Genomic DNA, 21,453 nt, shown 5'->3' with positions numbered 1-21,453 from the left:
AAGCCGGTCTCTCGCGCCCGATTGCAAGCGCGAGCGGCCGTCCGCCCACATCCGTTTCGCCAGCCCGGTCAATCGCATGGCGGCAGCTCCGCCAGCGCCTGCGTCAACTGCCCGACCCAGCCGCCAAGATGCGGCGGGTGCAGGCAGGTGAAGTGATCGCCGTCGGCCTCGATCAGCGCGATCTTTCCCGCGGCGAGCCCCTGCCAGTCCGGCGCGCCGAGCCGGTCGAGCCCCTGCCGGGTCCTGACCAGCGTCAGCGGGACGTCCAGCGGAGCCGGTTCATAGGCCGCAAGGGCGGCGCGGTTGGCGACGAAGACCGCGAACAGCCGGCGCAGGTCGTCCGCCGTCATGCCGGGATGGCTGCGGGCGAAGGCGGGCGCGGCGAGAAGCTGCTCGGCGATGTCGGCGCCGGCGGCCAGGTCCACCGCCTCGCCGCCCAGGAGGTCGCGGGCGAAGGCCATCGCCTCGGCGGTCTCCGCGCGGCCGGCGGCAGCGCTCCCCTCATCAGGCTCGATGCGCCTCACCTCGCCCGGCGTGTAGCTGTCCAAGAGGGCGAGGACATCGACCCGTTCGCCGGCGGCGGTCAGGTGCCGGGCGATCTCGAAGGCGAGGACCCCGCCCATCGACCAGCCGGCCAGCCGATACGGCCCCTTGGGCTGGACGGTCCGCAGCAGGCCGGCATAGCGCGCCGCAAGGGCCGGGAGATCGGGCGGCGCGACGCTCTCGCCCGGCAGCAGCCCGCTGGCGCGCAGGGCATGGACGGACCAGTCCGGCCCGAGCGCGGCGGCAAGGTCGCCATAGCAGGAGATCGTGCCGGCGACCGGATGCAGCAGAAACAACGTCGGCGCCGTCACCGCATCCGGGGCCCGGCGCAGCGGCACGAGAAGCGAGGGAGCAGTGGGGTCGCCGGCACCGGCCGGAGGGCCGGAGGGCAGACGCTCGCGCAGGAGCCGGGCCTGGGCGGCGATGGTCGGCGCGGCGGCCAGATCGGCCACCGACAGCGCGAGGCCGAAGGCGCGTTCGATCCCGGCGAGCAGCCGCACGGCGGCGAGGCTGTCGCCGCCACTTTCGGCAAAGCCGTCGTGAAGACGCGGCCTGCCGCCGCCCTGCCCCAGCGCCTGCGACCAGACCTCCAGCACGCGCGCTTCGATCTCGTCCTGCGGTGCCTCGTCCGCCGCCTCGCCCGCCTCCTCGAGCGGCTTCGGCGCGCCGGCAATGCGCCGCAGCGCCTGCCGGTCGACCTTGCCGCCAGGACCGACAGGGAGCGCGTCGATCCGGTGGATCGTCGCGGGAAGCATATGCGCCGGCAACCGCCCGGCGAGGCGCGCCTTCAGCCCCGTCTCGTGGAACCCGGCGGCGTCGGCGACGACGAATGCCGACAGGGCCGCGCCGCCGTCGCGGCCGACCGTCGCCAGCACCGCCGTCTCGCCAAGCCCCTCGGCCGCCAGCGCCGCCTCGACCTCGCCCGGCTCGACGCGGAAGCCGCGGATCTTCACCTGGTCGTCGAGACGGCCGTGAAACGCCACGACGCCGCCGCTGTTGGGCAGGAAGGCGGCCAGATCGCCGGTGCGGTAGAGCCGGATCGGCGGTTCGCCGGGATCGATGGTCCGCAGGACGAAGCGCTCCTGCGTCAGATCCGGGCGGCCGTGATAGCCGAGCGCCAGGCGCGGCCCGCCGATATGCAACTCGCCGACGGCCCCGTCGGGAAGCGGATTGCCGTCGCGGTCGAGAATGTAGATGCGGGTGCCGGGCAGCGGCCGGCCGATCGGCACCGGGCCGGCGCGGTCGCCGGGCACCACCTCATGCACCAGGGCGGTGATGGTCGCCTCGGTCGGCCCATAGGCATTGAGCAGGCGCGCCGACGCCAGGCCGCTGGCCGCCCACAGGGCCACCACATCCGGCCCCAGCGCCTCGCCGCCGCAGATCAGCAGGCGCAGGGAGAGTTTCGACAGGTCGGCGGCGCCGGCCGTCCAGGCTTGCAGGAGTTCGCGGAGATAGACCGGCGGCAGGTCGGCGACGGTGATGCGCTCGCGCTGCAGCAGAGCCAGGAACTCGGAGGGCGCGCGCACCGCCGCGCCGCCGAGCACCAGGCGGGCACCGCTCGCCAGCGTCGGCAGGATCTGCTCCAGCGCGGTGTCGACGCCGGGCGAGGCGAATTGCAGCACGGCATCCCGCTCGCCGAGGCCATAGCGGTCGATGACCGCCCGGCAATGGCCGGCCAGCGCGCCGTGGGAGACCACCACGCCCTTCGGCGCGCCGGTCGAGCCGGAGGTGTAGACGATATAGGCGGGGTCCTCCGGCCGCAGGGCGACGGGACGCCGGCGGGCAAGCTGCTGGCGCAGGCCCCAGCCGTCGCGGTCGAGCCGGACGACGCGGACGCCGGTGCCGGCAAGCTTGCGCCCCCGCGCAACCAGCCGTCCCGGCGCCAGCACGAGCGCGGCCCCGGCATCGGCCAGGACAAGGGACAGGCGGTCGTCCGGATGGTCGGGATCGAGCGGCACCCAGACCGCGCCGGAGGCCAGCACGGCGATGAGACCGGCGATGCCGTCCGCCTCCCGCCCCGACAGCACGGCGACCCGGTCTCCCTGCCGGATGCCGCAGGCCGACAGCGTCAGGCACAGCCGCTCTACCTGCCGCAGCAGTTGGCGGGCCGAGAGCGTGTCCTCCGGCCCGGTCAGGACGCCGGCAGCGGGGACCTGCCGCAGGCGGGCCTCAATCCACTCATGGACCAGACCCGAAACCGGCGGGGCATCCGTTGCCGCGCTCCAACTGTAGAGGGCGCGCTCGCGCTCGGCGCGGGTCAGCATGGCAAGCTCGGCGACGGGCGTTTCAAGATCGTCCAGCATCGCGCCGGCCAGCATCTCGTAGTGCCCGAGCATCCGCTCGATGCGGGAGGCGCCGAAGCGGCTGCCGTCGAAGGTCGCGACCAGCAGCAGCCCGTCGCCGTCCTCGTAGAGTTCGAGGCCGAAAGGCGTGTCGCCCGGCTGGCGGATCTGCCGGAGATGTTCGGCCCGCCCCTGCTCCGGCGGCAGGTCGACGCCGGAGCCCTGCGGGAAGTTCTGATAGGCGTAGCTCACCTGCCAGGGTGCCATCCCGTCCGCCCGGCCGCCCAGCTCCCGCGCGATGACCGCGAAGGGCACATCCGACCGCACCAGCCCCTCGGACAGCGCCCGCTGCACCGTCTCCAGCACGGCGGCGGCCGGCAGATCGCCATCCACGGCGATCCGCAGGGCCATCATGTTGGCGCAATAGCCGACGGTTTCCTCGAAGCGCCGCTGCGGCCGGCGCAGGGTCGGCACGCCGATGATGAGGTCGTCCTGGCCGGTATGGCGATAGAGCAGCGCTGAGAGAACCGCGAGATGGAAGGCGGCGGGGCTGATGCCCTGGCCCTGCAACACCTCCCTTGCGCGGGCGACGAGCGGCTTCGGCAAGCGATGCTCGGCCGCGCCGTCGCGCCGGCCGGTCTCGGCGGCGAGCGTCTCCCGGTCGGCCGGCAGATCGAGGGCGGGAAGCTCGCCGGACAGCCGCTCGCGCCAGTAGCGCCGCTGCGCCGCCCCTTCGGGCGAGGCGAGCAGGTTCCGCTCCCAGGCGACGAAGTCGGCATAGTCGGCCCGGTTCGCGGCCCGCGCCCGGTCGGGCACCCGTCCCAAGGCGAAGGCCGCATAGGCCTGCCAAAATTGGCGGGCGACGACGGCGGCGGCGGCGCCGTCGATGGCGATGTGATGGAAGGTGACAAGGAGAAGCCCCTCGCCCGGCCCCAGCGTGCCCCCGCGCAGCAGCTCGAAGCGGATCGGCGCCTCCACGGCAAGATCGAAGGGGCGGGCCAGCCGCCGGCGGGCGAACTCGGCCAGCTCGATCTCCTTGGGAACCGCGAGGCTCGCAAGGCGCGGGGGATCGCCGGCCTCCAGCCTCTCGCCCTGGCCGGCGACCCGCGCGGCGAGCACGGGAAAGCTCTCGCAGAGCCAGGTGCAGGCCCGCGCCAGGCTGTCCTCGTCGATGCCGCCGACGCGGAAGGCCAGCGGCACGTTGTAGTCCGTCAGATCGGGATAGAGCGTCTGGAGCGCCCACAGGCCCTTCTGCCCCTCGCTCAGCGGCGAGTGCCAGGGCCCGTCCGTCACCGAGGAAACAACCTCGGGCAGCGCATCCGGCTCATTTGCCGCGATGCGGGCGGCAAGATCCGCAAGGGTCGGATGGCGTTCGAGATCGGCATGGGCGAGCGCCACCCCGTGAGCCTCCTCGACCGTATAGACCAGCCGCATCCAGCCCATGGAATCGAGCGCAAGGTCCCGCAGGGGCACGTCGAGGGGGACCTGAGACGGCGACACGCCCCGGATGGCGGCGACCGTCTGCCGGAGCGTGTCGAGCGGCGCATCTCCTTCCACTGGGCCCGTGTCCTCCGCCTTCGGCGACGGGGTGTCGGGTAGCCGGCCGATCCAGTGCCGCTCGCGAGCGAAGGGATAGCCGGGCAGCACCAGCAGGCCGCGCCGGTCGCCGTCTTCGTCCGCATGCGGCAGCGGCACCATCGACGGATCGTTTGCGGCCGCATCGAGTTTGTCGGCCAGTTCTTCCACCGAGGAGGCCGTGACCTCGACACCGCAAGCCATCGCCTCGCGGCCGAAGCGAAGCGTGCGCGACAGGCGGTCCAGCGAGAGGTCCGGCGTCGCCCGCACGAAACCCGCAAGTTGCCGCAGCATCACCGTGAGCTGGTCCGGTGTGCGCGCGGAGACGGGGAAGCGGAACGGGCCGGCGGGCTCGTCGGTGATGGCGGCAGCGGCCGCCGGCGGTGCCTCTTCCAGCACCAGATGCACGTTGGAGCCGCCCGCCCCGAAGGAACTGACGCTTGCGCGCAAGGGCTGCGCCTCACCGTCGACGAGGCGCGGGAGCCATGGCTCGGCGCGAAGCTGCGGCAGGAACGGCGTTGCGGCAAAGGGCGAACCGGCGGCCTCAAGGCTCGGCAGGCCGGGCGACGGGACAAGACGGCGGTGCTGGAACTGCAGCAGGACCCGGGTGAGTTGGGCCATGCCGGAGGCGGCCTCCGCATGGCCGAGATTGGCCTTCACCGAGCCGAGCGGGATGCCTTGCGCCCCCGCGAAGACGCGGCCCAGCGCCCTGAGCTCGATGGCATCGCCGATGGCGGAGCCATTGGCGGCCGCCTCGACATAGCCGATGGAGCGCGGATCGATGCCCGCCGCCTCGAGGTTTTCCGCCAGCAGGCGGGCCTGCGCATCGACATTGGGCACCGCAAAGCCGGCGGAGTGGCCGGCATGGTTGGCCATGCTGGCGCGGATCACCGCAAGCACCGCATCGCCATCGGCGAGCGCATCGGCCAGCGGCTTCAACAGCACCGCGCCGACGCCCTCGGAGGGAAGGTAACCGTCGCCGCCGGCAAAGCTGCGGCTGCCGGCATGGCTGCCGACAAGGCCGGCCTGGCTGAGGCCGACATATTTTTCCGGCAGCAGCGACAGGTTGACGCCGCCGGCAATCGCCAGCCGGCATTCCCCGGCCTTGAGGCTCTGGCAGGCCTGATGCACGGCCTGAAGGCCGGAGGAGCACATGCTGTCGACGGCAACGCTCGGCCCCTGCAGATCGAAGACAAACGAGGTGCGGTTGGCAATCGCCGAATAGGACGAGAGCAGCAGCAGCGCCCGGCTTTCCGCGTCCATCTCCAGCGCCTTGTAGTGCTGGTACATGGCACCGACAAAGACGCCGACGCGGTTGCCGTAACGCTTGCCGAGCCAAGCGCGCGTGTGGCCGGCGCGCTCCAGCAGATGCCAGGCCGTCTCCAGGAACAGCCGCTCCTGCGGGTCGGCGAGCGCCGCCTCGCGCGGGCTGTAGCCGAAGAAACCGGCGTCGAAGCGGTCGACATCGTCGATGAAGCCGCCCCAGCGGCAATGGCTGGCAAGCGGCTGGCCCTTGCGCGGCGACCAGGTCTCCTCGACATCCCAGCGCGCGGCCGGCACCTCGCGGACGCAGTCGCGCCCCTCTTCCAGCGCCTGCCAGAACTCCTCCACCGTACGCGCGCCGGGGAAGCGTCCGGCAACGGCAATGACGGCGATGCCATCGATGTTCGCGACAGGCATCGCCGGGGCTGGCGAGGGCGTTGGCGAGGGCGCCTCGTCGCGGGTCGCAGGCGCCGCGCCCCGGCCCATCGTCTCAAGCTCCGCAGCCAGCCGGGCGATGGTCGGATGCTCGAAGAGAAGCGTCTGCGGCAGCGGGCCGAAGCGGGTTTCGAGCGCTGCCACGATGTCCAGCGCCGAGACGGAATCGACGCCGAAACGGTCGATGGTTTCCTCCGCCCCGAGCCGCTCGGCGGGGATCTTCAGAACCTGCGAGAAACAGGCCCGCACTGCCTCCAGAACGGCTTCGCTCACCGGGGGAGCCGCATCAAGGGCAACGGAAACCGGCTCCGCCGCCCGCGCGGCGACCGTCACCGGGCGAAGAAGCCCGCGCAGACGATCCTTGTCGCCCGCGAGCACGAGAAGCTGATCCTCGCCCTTGCGCGGCAGCGCGACGGCAAGCGTTGCCAGCGCCGCATCGGTGACGAGTGGCGTAGCACCGGCCTGCCGCTCCATCGCGGAGACAACCGCGCCGGGAAGGCGCATGCCGCCGTCCTGCCAGTAGGGCCAGTCGATGGAGAGCGTATGGCCGCAGCAGTCACCTTTGCCGGCACGGCGGTTCCGCTCCTGCGCGAAGGCATCGAGGAAGGCATTGGCCGCGGCATAATCGGCCTGACCCGGATTGCCGAGGGCACCGGAGGCCGAGGCAAAGAGCAGCAGAACATCGAGCGGCTCGCTGCCGAGCGCCGCATCGAGCGCCAGGGTGCCGGCGACCTTGGGCGCCAGCACCGCGCGCAGATCGGCCTCGGACTTGTTGGCGATCAGGCTGTCGCGGGTGAGGCCGGCCGCATGGACGACGCCATCGAGACGGCCATGCGCCGCGCGGATCTCCGCGACCAGCGCGCCCATCGCCGCGCGGTCGGTGACATCCGCCTGACGGTAGACGGCGCGCGGGCCGAAGCGGGCAAGGGTCTCGCCCAGCGCGGCGGAGCGCGGCGACCTGCCGGTGAGCCATACGGTGGCGCCGGGCGCCTTGGCGAGGATGTCGGCGGCGAGATGCAGGCCGACACCGCCAGCCCCGCCGGTGACCAGATAGATGCCGTCCGGCTTCCACGGCGACGGCAGTTCGCCCGTGTCGGTCTCGATCTCCCGCCACACACGCAGCAGGCGCTGGTCCCGGTTGTAGCGGATGTCGTGATCGGTCTGCGCGAGGGCGGCCTCATGCGCCAGCAGACCGGCGAGATCGGGCCGGACGGGATCGAGCGAGATCGCCTGACACGCCAGATCGCGGTGCTCCAGGCGCGCGCAGCGCAGCAGGCCGGCTAGCCCTTCGGCGAGGGTACTCTCCACGGGAAGCACGAGCTGCAGGACGGTGGGCCGCGAGCGGCTCGTCATCTCCTGCTTGAGCAGCGCCAGCAGGTGCGCGGCGTGATCGGCGAAGCGCTCGCCCTCGTCGGTGCTGCGGCTCTCCAGCGCCACGATCCGGGCTTGCGGCATCTGGGAGCGCAGGCGGGAGGTAGTTTCGTCCGCCGCACCGCAGAGGACGACGACATGCCGATCAGGGGCGCTGGCGGCGACCGGCGGGTCCGTCTCCCGCCAGTGCGGGCGGACCAGCAGCGGCAGGGCCGGCGCCGGCGTCGGAGCCGGCGCGCGATGCTCCGCGGCGGCGCCCTCGGGCAGCCAGTAGCGCTCGCGGGCGAAGGGATAGGCCGGCAGGCCGATGCGGGCGGGACGGGCGCCGCCGCGCAGCCGCGCCCAGTCGACCAAGGCACCGCCGACCCAGGCAGCAGCGGCCGCTTCCAGCGATCCCGGCGCCGTCTGCATCCCGTGGCTGCGCGCGGCGCGGCCGCGCCAGACACCGGCCCCCTCGCCGCCCCGCAACGCCGCGTCGAGCAGGCGGGCCAAGTCCGCCTTGTCGCCTGCGACGAGGGCAAGCCGCTCCTCGAAGGCCTCGCGCCCGTCCTGCAGCGTGGTCGCGGCGGCGAACAGCTCGCCCTCGGACAGGGTGTCGAGGCGGGCGCGGAACCGCTCCAGCACCTGGCGCAACTGCCCGGCCTCGCGGGCGGAGAACGGATAGACCGCGCGGGAGGGCATTGCCTCCCGGTGAGCGGGCGCCGGACAGTCCTCGATGATCAGATGGGCGTTCGAGCCGCCGGCGCCGAAGGAGGAGAGCGCGGCGAGACGCGGGATCTCATTGCCCTGCCCGTCCCGCCGCCGCGGCCAGTCCTCCAGGCGCTGCTGGACGCGGAAGGGCGAGGCGGCGAAATCGATCTCGCGGTTGAGCCTTGCCGAATGCAGCGAAGGCGCCAGCCGGCCATGGCGGAACTGCAGCAAGACCTTGGTCAGGCCGGCGATGCCGGCCGCGCTCTCGCCATGGCCGATGTTGGACTTGACCGAACCGATGGCGCAGAAGCCGCGAGCCTCCGTCTCCCGGCGATAGGCGCGAGACAGGGCAGCGATCTCGATGGGATCGCCGAGGCTGGTGCCGGTGCCATGCGCCTCGACATAGCCGATGTCCCCGGCGCGCACGCCGGCGCGCTGCATGGCGCGGCCGATGACGGCGGCCTGCGCCAGCGGGTTCGGCACGGTATAGCCGTTGGTCTTGCCGCCGTGGTTCAGCGCCGAGGCGCGAATGACGCCGTGGATGCGGTCGCCATCGGCGATGGCGCGCGACAGCGGCTTCAGCAGCACCGCGCCGACGCCTTCGGCCGGCACATAGCCGTCGCCGCCCTCGCCGAAGCTCTCGCAGCGCCCGGTGCTCGACAGGAAACGCCCCTGCGCCAGCGCCAGATACTTGTTGGGATGCAGGGTCAGGTTGACACCGCCGGCGAGGGCGACACGGCAATCGCCGGCGCGCAGGGCCTCGCAGGCCAGATGGATCGCCGTCAGCGAGGACGAGCACATGCTGTCCACGGCCATGCTGGGGCCGTGAAAGTCGCAGAAATAGGAGACCCGGTTGGCGATGGAGGCGGCGCTGCCGGACAGGGCGAGCGGCCGGCCGGCGGCTGTGCTCTGCGCGCCGTAGAGCTGGTATTCCTCGTACATGACACCGACGAAGACGCCGACATCGCCGCCCGCCATGCCCTCCGTGGCCGGTGCAACATTGGCGCGGGTGTAGCCGGCGTCCTCCAGCGTTTCCCAGGCGCATTGCAGGAACAGCCGCTCCTGCGGATCGATATAGGGCGCCTCGCGCGGCGAGATGTTGAAGAACAGCGGGTCAAAGCGGTCGAAATCGTCGACGAACCCGCCCCACTTGCCGCGCGGCAACCCGCCCCGGCCGTCCGGATCGTGGAACCTTGCGTGATCCCAGCGCTCAGCCGGGATCTCGGTGATGCAGTCGCGCCCCGCCGCAAGGTTCTGCCAGAAGGCCTCGACGTCGCTCGCACCGGGATAGCACCCGGCAAGGCCGATGATGGCGATCGGCTCGTCCCTTGCCTCGCCCCTGCGCTCACGGAGGGGCGGAGTGGCGGGCGCGGCGATCGCCGGGAGCGCATCGGCGGGCGCCTCCCCCAGGATCTCCGACAGCCTGTCCGCATGGGCCGACGCGAAATGCCGGGCCAGCGAGGCCAGCGTCTGGTGCTCGAAGAACAGGGTGCTGGAGAGCGGGCCGAACACCTTGGCGAGTTCATCCGTGAGCCGGGTGATCAGTACGGAATCGATGCCGTAGATCTCCAATGCGGCCTCAGGATCGATGTCGGCGCGCGGAATGTCGGTCTCCCGCGCCACGACCTCCGCGAGATAGCGCTCGGCTCTTGCGGCCAGCGAGGGGGCGGCTTCCCGCTCCGCCGGCGCGCGTGTCTCCTCCGGCGCCGGGGCGCTCCTCACCAGGCGCAGGGTGAAGCCACGGATCGCGACGCGAACGTTGCCCGCACCATCGGCAAGATCGATGTCGATGCGGCGCAGGCCGTTTGCGGCCGGCTGCTCGCGCAGATGCGCCCACATCTCCTCGTCGGTCGGGCCGAAGACGTCCATCCGCTCCAGCGCGAAGGGCAGCGCCGCCGTGCCGCCGGGCTCGCCGTGGAAGAGGCCGAGCGCCGAATGGAAGGCAGCGTCGAGCATCGCAGGGTGCAGATGGAACGCCTCGCCGCCACGGGCGGCCACCGGCAGCCGCAGCCGGGCCAGAGCCTCGCCGTCGCCGGCCTGCATCTCAAGGACACAGCGGAAGGTGGGACCGTAGGAGAGGCCAAGCGCGGCATAGCTGGCATAGAGCCAGTCGCGGTCGAGCACGCGCGGGAGGCGGCCGTGCAGGGCGGCAAGATCGAGATGCATCGGCGCAGAGCCGGCCGGCAGGGGGACGATGCTGCCGCGCATGTGCTCGGCCTCGGTTCCCGAAAGCAGGCGGAAGCTTTTGGCGCCAGCTTCGCCCTCTTCCAGCGGCAGCCGCACCTCGACCGAGCCGGAGGCGAGCTCCAGCGGCCGGCGCCATGTCACGCTCTCCAGCCGCACGGAATCGCCGCCGCCGGCGGCCACAAAGGCACCGCGTGCAAGCTCCAGCCCCATAGCCGCGGGCAGGATCGGCATGTCCCGGAAGCGATGATCGCGCAGATAGAAGGCCGACGCCTCAAGACGGCGAGCGAAGAGACGGCCGGCGAGCTCGGACACTGCGGGGTCGCGCGCTGCTGTCGCCGGCACGGCAGACATGGCCGGGGCGGCGACGCGGTAGACCTCGCGGGCGAAGGGATAGGCCGGCAGGCGCAGACGGCGGCGCGGCGCGGACGCCTCGCCGAACCCGGCAAGGTCGCCGCCTTGCACGAAGTGCCGGGCCCAGTCCTCAAGCGACTGCGCCGGCGGAAGGCGGACCTCCGCACGCGCCTGCCCGAGATGAAGGCCGGGCAGAGGAACGCCGTCCAGGAAGGCTCGCAGCGTGTCGCTCACCTCCGTCAGAGAGCGCGCGACGAAGGCAAGGCGCTGCTTCATCGGCGTGCGGCCGATGCGCAGGGTGAAGGCAAGGTCGACAAGATCGGCGTCGGTGAAGCACCCGCTCGCGAGCGCTTCCGCCAGATCCCGCGCCCGGTCTTCGAGACGCGCGGCATCGCGGGCGGACAGGACGATGAGCTGCGGTGCGGGCACTACGGCGGCGGAGGGCGGCGCGGACGGGTAGTCCTCCAGCACAACATGGGCGTTGACGCCGCCGAAGCCGAAGCTGCTGACGCCCGCCCGCAGCGGCAGTTCGCGCCCCCTCGCATCGCGCAAAGCCGTCCAGGATCGCTCCTGCCGGACAACCTCGAACGGCGTGCCGGCAAACTCGATATACGGATTGAGCGTGTCGCAATGCAGGCTCGGCACCAGCCGTCGATGCCGCATCTGCAACAACACTTTGGCGACCCCCGCGATGCCGGCGGCAAGTTCCAGATGGCCGATATTGGTCTTGACCGAGCCGATGCCGCAGGAGCCCTCGGCGCCGATCCCTGCAAAAACGGTCTTGAGCGCGTTGATCTCGACCGGATCGCCAAGCGCGGTGCCCGTGCCGTGGGCCTCGACATAGCCGATGGTGGACGGGTCGATGCCGGCATCGCGATAGGCGGCGCGCAGCAGATCGGCCTGCGCCTGCGTATTGGGCGCGGTCAGCGAATTCGCCCGCCCGCCGTGATTGATCGCCGTGCCGCGAATGACAGCCAGGATCGGATCGCCGTCGCGCAGCGCGTCCGAGAGACGGCGAACGAGGATCATGCCCGCCCCCTCGCCGCGCACATAGCCATTCGCTTGCGCCGAGAAGGTCTTGCAGCGCCCGTCGGGCGACAGCATGCCGGCCTTGGCGAAATTGATATGCGCTTCCGGCGTGACGATGGTGTTGACGCCGCCGACCAGCGCCATCTCGCAGTCGCCGTCGCGGATCGAGCGGACCGCGCGATGCAGCGCGACGAGGGAGCTGGAACAGGCGGTCTCCACCGGCTCGCTCGGCCCATGCAGGTCGAGGAAATAGCTGATGCGGTTGGGCCCGACCGAGGGCACCGCGCCGGTGGCGACATACCCTTCGCCGCCGGTGTCCTCGCCGATGAGCTCGCGATAGCCGCTCGACGAGGTGCCGACAAAGACCCCGACCTTACGCCCGGCGAGATCGCGCGGCGAATGGCCGGCATCCTCGATGGCGTTCCAGGCATGCATCATCATCAGCCGCTGCTGCGGGTCCATCAGCTTGGCTTCGCGCGGCGAGATGCTGAAGAACAGCGGGTCGAACTCGAAGACGCCGTCGATGAAGCCGCCCCAATGGATGTTGGTCTTGCCGGGATCCGCCTTGGGGTCGCCGTCGACCTCCTGCCAGTCCCAGCGGTCGGGCGGAATGCGGGTGATGCAGTCGCGCGCCGAAACGAGGTTCTGCCAGAAGGCATCGGCATTGCGCGCCAGCGGGAAGGCGCAGCTCAGCCCGACGATGACGACCGGATCGTCCGGCAGCGGCTCATCGCGCAGGGGCGCAAGCGTTTCACGTGCCGATTGGCGAGGCACCGGCACGGGCTGGGCCGGCTCCGCCAGCGTGGTGGTCGGCGCGGAGCCGGCCGCGACATCCGGGCCGATCAGCCCGGCGACATGGCGTGCGAGACGGGCAAGCGTTGCGAATTCGAAGAAATCCGCCGGCGTCAGCGAGAGGTCGAGCTCATCGTTGATGGCGGCGGCAAAGCCGGTCATCGTGATGGAATCGAAGCCGAACTCGCCGAGCTCCGTCTCCGTGTCGAGGGCGGACGGGTCGACTTCCAAGACGCGCGCGGCGATGGCGGTCACGCGGTCGAGGGCGGCGGCTGACACCTCCGCCGACCTCGATGAAGGCGCCTCTTCGAGCCGTGGGCGGACAGGCGCCGACGGGCTGACGGTGCGGGCGGCGAAGCCCTCGAAAAGCGCCAGAATACGACCCGTTTCGTCGCAGAGCCGGAGCGTGTGCGTGGCCCCGTCCCGTTCGCCGACCGCCCACATGGCCGGTTCCGTCGGGCCTACGACGACGAGGCGGCGCAGGGCATAGGGCACGGCGAGCGCCGCATCGTCGCCCGCTGCGAGCGCCAGCAGCGACTGCAGCGCGCCGTCCAGCATCGACGGATGCAGGGCCATGCCGTCCGTTGCGGCTGCCGGGAGTTCGAGCCTCGCAAGCACGCAGCCATTGCCGGTCGCAAGATAGGTGATCGGCCGGTGGGCGGGACCGTAGCCGAGGCCCAGCGCCTCGAACCGGGCATAGAGCCCGGACGGATCGACCGCGCCGGACATGGCTCCGCGCAGGGCATCGAGATCGATCGGCGGCAGCACGATGTCCGGCGCCGCGCGAACGCGGCCCTCGCCATGCACCCGCCGGCCCTCGCGGCCGGAGGTCACAAGACGATAGCCGTCGCCGGCCTCGTCCATCTCGACCTGAAGCCGCACGGGCGCCACATCGACGGCGACCGGGCGCGACCAGACATGTCCGGTGAATTCCAGCGGCAGGTCCGCAAACCCGCGCCGTTCGAGCTCGGCCCGCACAAGTTCGAACTGGACGACGCCGGGGAGGACTTTCCGTCCGCCGACGAGATGATCGCGCAGGAAGCTCTCGCTCCCCTCCAACAACAGGCCTGCGGCACTCGCCGATGCGGATTCGCCGCCGCGCACCCAGTGGCGCGTGCGGGCGAAAGGATAGCCCGGAAGCCGCACACGCCTGCGCCCGGCGCTGCCGGGAAGCTGCGTCCAGTCCACATCGAGCCCGCGCACCCACAGGGCCAGCAGTTCATCATGCCGACCGCGCGAGACGAGGCCGGCGGCGGCCTGCCTCAGGTCGGCATCGCCTTCCAGCACCGAGATGACAGCGCGGTTGGGCCGCACCCGGCCGAGATGCAGACCGCCCGTCTCCTCTCCGGCAAGGAAAGCGTCGAGCCGCCGGATCGCCTCACTGCTGCCGCTGGCGACGAAGGCAAGGCGGTGCTCCATGGCATCGCGCGCCACCTGCAGCGTGTGGGCGACATCGGCCAGCGAGACCGCATCTCCCGCCTCGTCCAGATGGCGGCGCAGATCGCTCGCCATCGTCCGCAGTTGGTCCTCGCTGCGGGCGGAGAGAACCAGCACGGCCGGCGCGCCGGTCTCGGCCGGCCGGGTCACCGGCGCGGCGACATATTCCTCCAGCACGACATGGGCGTTGCTGCCGCCAAAGCCGAAGGAACTGACGCCGGCCCGGCGCGGCAGCTCGCGGCCAGACCCGTCGCGGATGCGCGGCCAGTCGCGCGGCTCGCGCACGACATAAAAGGGGCTGCCCTCCAGCTTGAGATAGGGGTTGAGCCGGTCGCAATGGAGCGTGGCGGCCATCTCGCCGTGACGGATCTGCAGCAGCACCTTGATCAGCCCGGCAATGCCGGCGGCAAGCTCCAGATGACCGATGTTCGACTTGACCGAGCCGATGCCGCAGGAGGGCGCGACGCCAGGGCCGAAACGCACCTCCGCTTCTCGCGCGAGATCGGCGAAGGCGGCGGAGAGGGCCTCGACCTCGATCGGATCGCCGAGCGGCGTGCCGGTGCCGTGCGCCTCGATATAGCCGACGGTGCGCGGATCGAAGCCGGCGGCGCGATAGGCGCTGCGCAGCAGCTCTCCTTGCGCCTTCGGGTTGGGCGCCGTCAGGGAGGCTGCGTGGCCGCCGTGGTTTTCCGCCGAGGCGCGGATGACGGCGATGATGTCGTCGCCATCGCGCTCGGCCGCTTCCAGCGGCTTGAGGAAGACGAGGCCGACGCCCTCGCCGCGCGCATAGCCGTTGGCCGCATCCGAAAACGGCTTGGAGCGCCCGTCGGGCGACAGCATGCCGGCGCGGGAGAAGCCGACAAAGGCTTCCGGCAGGAGCAGGGCGTTGATGCCGCCGGCGATGGCCGCATCGCAATGGCCCGAGCGGATCGCCTCGACGGCGCGGTGCACGGCGACCAGGGCGCTGGAGCAGGCGGTCTCGACGGCAACGCTGGGGCCGTGGAAATCGTAGTAATAGCTGATCCGGTTGGGCCCGAGCGAGGGGGCAAGGCCGGTCATCGAGTAGCCTTCAACGCCGCTGCCGGAGGCCGCGACCAGCCGGCTGTAGCCGGTGTCCGCCGTGCCGAGGAAGACGCCGGTGCGGGAACCGGCAAGGCGCGAGGGCGCGTAGCCGGCATCCTCCATCACCCGCCAGGCCTCGGTCAGCAGCAGGCGCTGTTGCGGGTCGATCATCCGCGCTTCCGGCGCGGAGATGCCGAAGAAGGCGGCGTCGAACTCCGCAAGCCGCTCGCCGATGAAGCCGCCCCATTTGACATTGGTGCGGCCGGGTTCGCGCTGCGGATCGCCCCACCAGTCGCGCCAGTCCCAGCGCTCGGCCGGAACCTCGGATATGCAGTCGCGACCCTCGACGAGGTTCCGCCAGAAGGAAGCGACATCCGGGGCGCCGGGGAAGATGCCGCTCATGCCGATGATGGCAACGGCCCCGGAGGCGATCTCGGCTCCAGCCGCGGGACGAGGGACGGTCGCGGCGACGGGCGCCGGCGCGGGACCCGTTGGCGCAACCGGCAGCAAGGCCTCAGGTGCCGGCGCGCCGCCGAGGACGGCGATCATCGCCGCGGCATGACGCTCCGCCAGATGCGCGGCGAGCGTTTCCAGCACGGGATGCTCGAAGAACAGGGTCGGCGTCAGGTCGAGGCCGAAGCGGTCGTTCAGCCGGTTGGCGAACTGGGTGAAGCTGATGGAATCAAAGCCGTATTCGGTCAGTTCCACATCCGCGTCGAGATCGTCGAGCGCGACCTTGAGGATCGCGCCGGCCTCCTCGGTGACCGCGCGCAGGACCCGGAGCCGGAGATCGTCGGTGTCGACGGCGGCGGCGGGCTTCGGCGCGCTCTCGGCTTTCGCCTGCGGGCGGATGGCGGTGCGGGTAACGAGATCGCGGATGCGCTCGCGCTCGCCCGCTGTTACCAGCACGCGGGCGGCACCCGGCGCGATCTCGCCGGCCAGCAGGGCAGCGAGAACGCCAAGCCCGGCTCCGGTTTCCAGCGGAACGAGGCCGGTGGTCCGGCGCATTAGGGCCTCGCTGGCGGCATCCATGCCCATGCCGCCATCGCGCCATAGCGGCCAGGCGACGGAGAGCGCGCGGCCATGACATGCGCCGCGCCGGCGCCGGGCCTCGCGCTCCTCGGCGAAACCATCGAGGAAGGCGTTGGCCGCGCCATAGTCGGCCTGCCCCGGATTACCCAGCACGCCCGAGATCGACGAGAAGAGCACCAGAAAGTCGAGAGGCGCGGCCCCGAGGGCCCGGTCGAGATTGACAAGGCCGCGCACTTTCGGCGCGAAGACCTCCTGCAACTGCGTCGCCGTCTTCTTCTTCAGCGCCTCGTCGCGCAACACGCCGGCGGCATGGAACACGCCATCCAGGCGGCCATGCTGAGCGCGGATCCCCTCCACCAGCGCCTGCGCGGACTGCGGGTCGGAGAGATCGGCCGCTGCATAGGACAACCTGCCTTCGGCATGCGCGGCGGCGCTCCGGCCGGCAAGCACCACCTTCGCATTCGGGGCTGAGGCAAGGATCGCCCGCGCCAGATGCCGGCCGAGACCGCCGGTCCCGCCGGTTATCAGATAGACGCCGTCGTCGCGCAGCGGCAGGGCGCTGCCGCCGATCTCTTTCCTATCCTCTTCCCATATCTCGGCGGCAAGGCCGTCCGGTCCGGCGCGGAAGCGGTCGAGCGGAAGATGGCCGGCCGCCTGCAAGAGATGCGCGGCGACCGAGGCGGGGTCGAGGCCCGGCGCCAGCGCGATCAACTGGCCGGTCAGCCCGGACTGCTCGCGCGCAGCGCTGCGCAGCAGGCCGACGAGGCCGGACAGCGCCCCATGCCCCTCCGCGTCCGGCACCAGCACCTGCACGAGCGCGCCGCCTGTCTGTGCCTTCAGCGCGTCGAGCAGATCGAGGGCCGCCGCCTCGAAGCGTGCGGCAGGATCCTGTCCGGGTGCGCCCGCAAGCGGTCTGATCTCGGCGCCGGGGAGATGCCGGGCCAGTTCCTCGCGGTTGGCGGCCTCCGGCACGACGAGCACGAGGTGCCGGGCGGGCCGGCTTGCTCCGCCCTCCCCCTCGACGGGACGCCAGACCGGCACGAAGCACGGGGTGTCCTGAGGCGGCGCCTCGACATAGCTGCGGGTCGCAAAGCCGCGCAGGGCGACGCGCGCCGTGCCGGCATCGTCCAGCAGCAGCAGGTCCATGCGCCGCGTGCGGGGATCGCCGCCGGACGCGGGGCGCGGCTGGATATGCACCCAAAGGTCGGTGTCGAGCGGGCCGAAGATCTCGACCGCCTCGATGGCGAAGGGCAGCGCTGCGCCTTTCGGCGCCGTGCCGTCCTCCTCCATGACGAGGCCGATGGCCGCCTGGAAGGCGCCGTCCAGCAAGCTCGGATGCAGGGCGTAGGCGTTGGCCGTCGCCGCCACCGCGTCCGGCAGGCAGAGATGGCCCAGCACCGAGCGCTCACCGTTCGCGTCGCGCCCAAGGGCAAGCGACAGGATCGCCTTGTGGCCGGGACCATAGGCAAGGCCCATGGCGCCAAAGGCGGCATAGACCCGCTCCGTCGGGATCATGCGCGGATGCGCCAGCCTCAAAGCCGCCAGATCGGACGCGGCCGGGGCTTGAGACACACCATCGGCCACCAGCATCTGCGCATGCAGGCGCGGATCCTCGCCGGCCGCAAGGCTCAGCACCTCGGCGCGGCGGGCACCGTCAGCGGCCCCGGTGAAGACCACCCGCACCCGCACGGGGCGTTCCACGGCAAGCGGGCTCATCCAGACGACCTGACGCAGGAGCGGCTGTCCGATCCCTGCCTTTACCGCCGCTGCCCGCACCAGCTCCAGATAGGCAACGCCGGGCAGGACCGCCCGCCCGCCGATCCGGTGGTCGGCGAGGAAGAACTCGTGCCCCGTCAGGTCGATCTCGAACGTGCCGGCGCCGGCCGGTTGCGGCGACAGGCCGGGCGCGACAGCCGCCGGCGCGGCTTCCAGCGGCAGCCAGTAGCGCTTGCGCTGGAACGGATAGGAGGGAAGCACGAGGCGCCGGCGCGGCACGCCCGCATGCAGCCGCTGCCAGTCGACGCCGGCGCCGCCGACCCAGGCACGGGCGACGTCGAGCGGATCGCGGCCGATGGGGTCAAGCAGCGTTTCGTCGGCACGCCGGCCGCGCGGAACCGTGCCGCGAAGCGCGTCGCCGCCCTCCCCCGCCAGCACGGCATCGATCTGGCGGAGAAGGTCGTCGGTATCGCGGGCGACGAAGGCGATCCGCTCGCGCATCGCGTCGCGCCCGACCTGCAGCGTCCAGGCAAGATCGGCAAGGTTCGCGGCCACCACATGCGGCCGCAGGCGGCGGATGGCCTCGGACAGCGCGTCCGGCGTGCGGGCCGACAGTGGCACGATCACTGGAGAAGACGCGGGCACGGCCACGGACTGCGGCGCGCGATATTCCTCGATCACCATATGGACATTGGCGCCGCCCGCGCCGAAGGAGCTGAGCCCGGCGCGGCGCGGCTGCTCGATCCCGTCGGCGACCGGGCGGTCCCAGTGTCGCGCGGCCTGCAACAGGTAGAAGGGACTTCCCTCGAGCTCCAGCAGCGGATTCGGCTCCTCGCAATGGAGGCTCCGGAACAAGGTCCCGGCCCGCATCGCCAGCAGCACCTTGATCAGCCCGGCAACGCCCGCTGCGGTTTCCGCGTGTCCGATGTTCGACTTGACCGAGCCGAGGCCGATATGCGGCACGGCCGGCGCGGGCAGGCCATGCTCGCGGTAGAGCTCGGCAAAGGCGGTCTTCAGCCCCTCCACTTCGACCGGATCGCCGAGCGGCGTGCCGGTGCCGTGGCACTCGACCAGGCTGACGCTGCGCGGGTCGATGCCGGCGAGGCGATGCGCCTCCGCCACCAGACGGGCCTGGGCCTTCGGGTTCGGCGCGGTCAGCGAGGTCGCCCCGCCGCCATGATGCTCGACGGACGCACGGATGACGCCGAGGATCGGGTCGCCGTCGCGCTCAGCAAGGTCGAGCCGCTTCAAGAGCACCGCACCGACGCCGTCGGCACGGGCATAGCCGTTGGCGGCGGCCGAGAACGTCTTGCAGCGCCCATCGGGCGTGATCATCCCGACCTGCGAGAACATGATGTGCTGCATCGGCGACAGCATCAGGTTCGAGCCGCCGGCAATCGCCATCTCGCAGCCTTCATGGCGGATGCTCATGATCGCGCGGTGGATCGCCACGAGCGAGCTGGAGCACGCCGTGTCGATGACCGAGCTCGGGCCATGAATGTCGAGCAGGAAGGACAGCCGGTTGGGGCAGAAGGCGTGGCCGAGCCCGGTGAGCTGCTGGGCATCCATGATACCGGCCCGGTTCACCATGTCGGTGTAGTCGAGCAGGTTGATGCCGAGGAACAGCCCGACCTTGCGCCCGGAAAGCGAGCCAGGTGCATGCCCGGCCTTCTCGATCAGGCTCCAGACGCATTCCATGAACAGCCGGTGCTGCGGGTCCATCAGCTCGGCTTCGCGCGGCGAGATGTTGAAGAAAGCCGCATCGAACAGGTCGTGGCCGGGCGTGAAGCCGCCATATTTCACATCCGTGAAAGGCCCCTTCTTCGGATCTCCATGGACCGCGCGCCAGTCCCAGCGATCCGCCGGCACTTCCTCGATACAGTCGTCGCCGGCGGCCAGATGCGCGGCGAAGGTCTCAAGGTCCGGGCTTTGCGGAAAGCGCCCCTCCATCGAGATCACCGCGATGGGGACCTGCTCGCCGGTCGCGGTCGCGGCCGCCAGAGGCTGCGGGGCGGGCCGCGCCGCTCCGCCGGAGCGTACGGTTCCCTCCCCCGTTGCGAAGGCGCGATGGCGGGCGAGCCATGCCTCCGGCACGTCGGCTGCGGCATCGGTGCCGGTGGTGGGCAGAGGCTGTGCCGGGGCAGTCACCGGAGCTACCTTCGCCGGCGCCGGCTCGGGCGCGCGGGCAGCATAAGCCGCCTCCACCGCCTTGCCGTAGCGGGCGAGGAGGATCGCCGCGAGATCGTCGAGATGCTTCGCCTCGAAGAAGGTCGTCGGGGCGACGGTGATCGCAAAATGACGGGAGATGCGCGCCATCACCTCGGTGATCGCGATGGAATCGATGCCGAGATTGGCAAGGTTCTCCGTCGGGTCGAGCTTGTCCTGCGGGATGCGCAGCGCCTGCGACGCCAGCCGGTGCACGTCCTCGGCAAGCCGGGCGGCAAGCGTTGCCGGCGCGGACGGCGCGCTCACGCCCTCAGGCTCCGGCCGGCGCGAGGCGGCGCGTGCACGGGCCCGCTCGACCAGTTCCTGGTCGAGTCGCCGCGTCATGCGCGCCTTCAGGTCCTCGGGCCGCCGGTCGTCGGTCATGGCGCCAGCGCCTCCGTCAGCGCGCGCCCCGGTGCCGGATCGCCCTCCGCCAGCATGTCGCGATAGCGGCGCATATGGGCCAGCAGCTTCCACAGATCCGCCTCCCACCGGTGGCGGTAGCTGTCGATGAAATAGCCCTGCCCGAGATCCGGCTGGTCGGTCTTCTTCGCCGCCAGGAAGCGCTCGAGCCCAGCACTGCGGGCGAAGAGGGCGCGGGCATAGTTGCGCACGAAGAGCCCTTGCGTCTTCAGCCCGTCGCCGAGCCCGCCGGCGGCATTGATGAAGCCCATGAACAGCAGGCTGTCATGGTTGCGCGGGGTCGAGTGCAGGAAGAGGTCCGGAATCTCGCCCTTCCACTCCAGCAGCTCCCGGTCGAGGAAGGGAAAATCGCGGCTGTAGCCGGTGGCGTAGAGGATTGTGTCGTACTCGCCCGCGCTGCCGTCGGCGAAGGAGACCGTATTGCCGTCCAGCGCGGCGATGTCGCCCTTCGGCATGATGTCGCCATGGCCGATGTGATAGAGGATCAGCGAGTTCATCACCGGATGGGCGGCATCCAGCGGATAATCCGGGCGCGGCAAGCCGTAGTCGGCGCCGTCATAGCCAGCGAAGCGGAACACCTCCTCGATATAGGCCAGCGTTTCCTCGCGGGTGGCGAACTTGTTGCCGAGCTCCATCATCCATTGCGGGGTCGGCTTCCCGTTGATGAATTTCGGCTGGTAGTAGTAGCCGCGGCGGGTGCTGTGATGCACGCAAGCGGCCGTGCGCACCGCATCGACGGCGATGTCGCAGCCGGAATTGCCGCCGCCGACGACGAGGACGCGCCGATCCTTGAACTGCTCGGCGCTCTTGTAGTCGCGGGCGTGCAGCACCTCGCCGGTGAAGGTTCCGAGGTTCGCCGTATCGGGGAAGCGCGGCACCCGCTGCAATCCGTTACAGACGATTACCAGCGGATAGGTCTCGTCGTGCCCGGCGGCGGAGCGCAGACGCCAGCCGCCCGCCTGCGGCTCCAGCCGCTCGACGGCGGCGTTGAAGCGGGCGCGCTCGTAGACGCCATGCGCGCGGGCATAGTCGCGGATATAGGCCAGCATCTGGCGATGGT

The 21,453-nt window shown here is 71.3% G+C and carries 2 protein-coding genes (1 of these 2 cut by a window edge); both read right to left on the bottom strand.

Annotated elements, in window-relative coordinates:
- Positions 1 to 68 precede the first annotated feature (68 nt).
- Complete coding sequence (locus P2PM1_RS20800; RefSeq protein WP_186400374.1) at positions 69 to 20,354, bottom strand: non-ribosomal peptide synthetase; 20,286 nt, start codon at positions 20,352 to 20,354, stop codon at positions 69 to 71.
- Positions 20,351 to 21,453 carry the 3' portion of an NAD(P)/FAD-dependent oxidoreductase gene (locus P2PM1_RS20795; protein WP_186400373.1) on the bottom strand. Its footprint extends 235 nt past the window's final position, so the window shows 1,103 of its 1,338 coding nt (coding positions 236-1,338); its start codon lies off the right edge, out of view — the gene reads right to left on this strand; it ends in the stop codon at positions 20,351 to 20,353. Before P2PM1_RS20795 ends, P2PM1_RS20800 begins: the two co-directional genes overlap by 4 nt.

It is taken from the genome of Stappia sp. P2PMeth1 (assembly GCF_900185735.1).
GTDB lineage: Bacteria > Pseudomonadota > Alphaproteobacteria > Rhizobiales > Stappiaceae > Stappia.
The sequence above is the reverse complement of the archived record's forward strand: the minus strand, read 5'-3'. Positions and strand labels throughout refer to the sequence as shown.

Bases quoted from the DNA above. Each gene is read 5' to 3' on its own strand.
- P2PM1_RS20800 (WP_186400374.1), bottom strand. From the start codon at position 20,354: ATGACCGACGACCGGCGGCCCGAGGACCTGAAGGCGCGCATGACGCGG.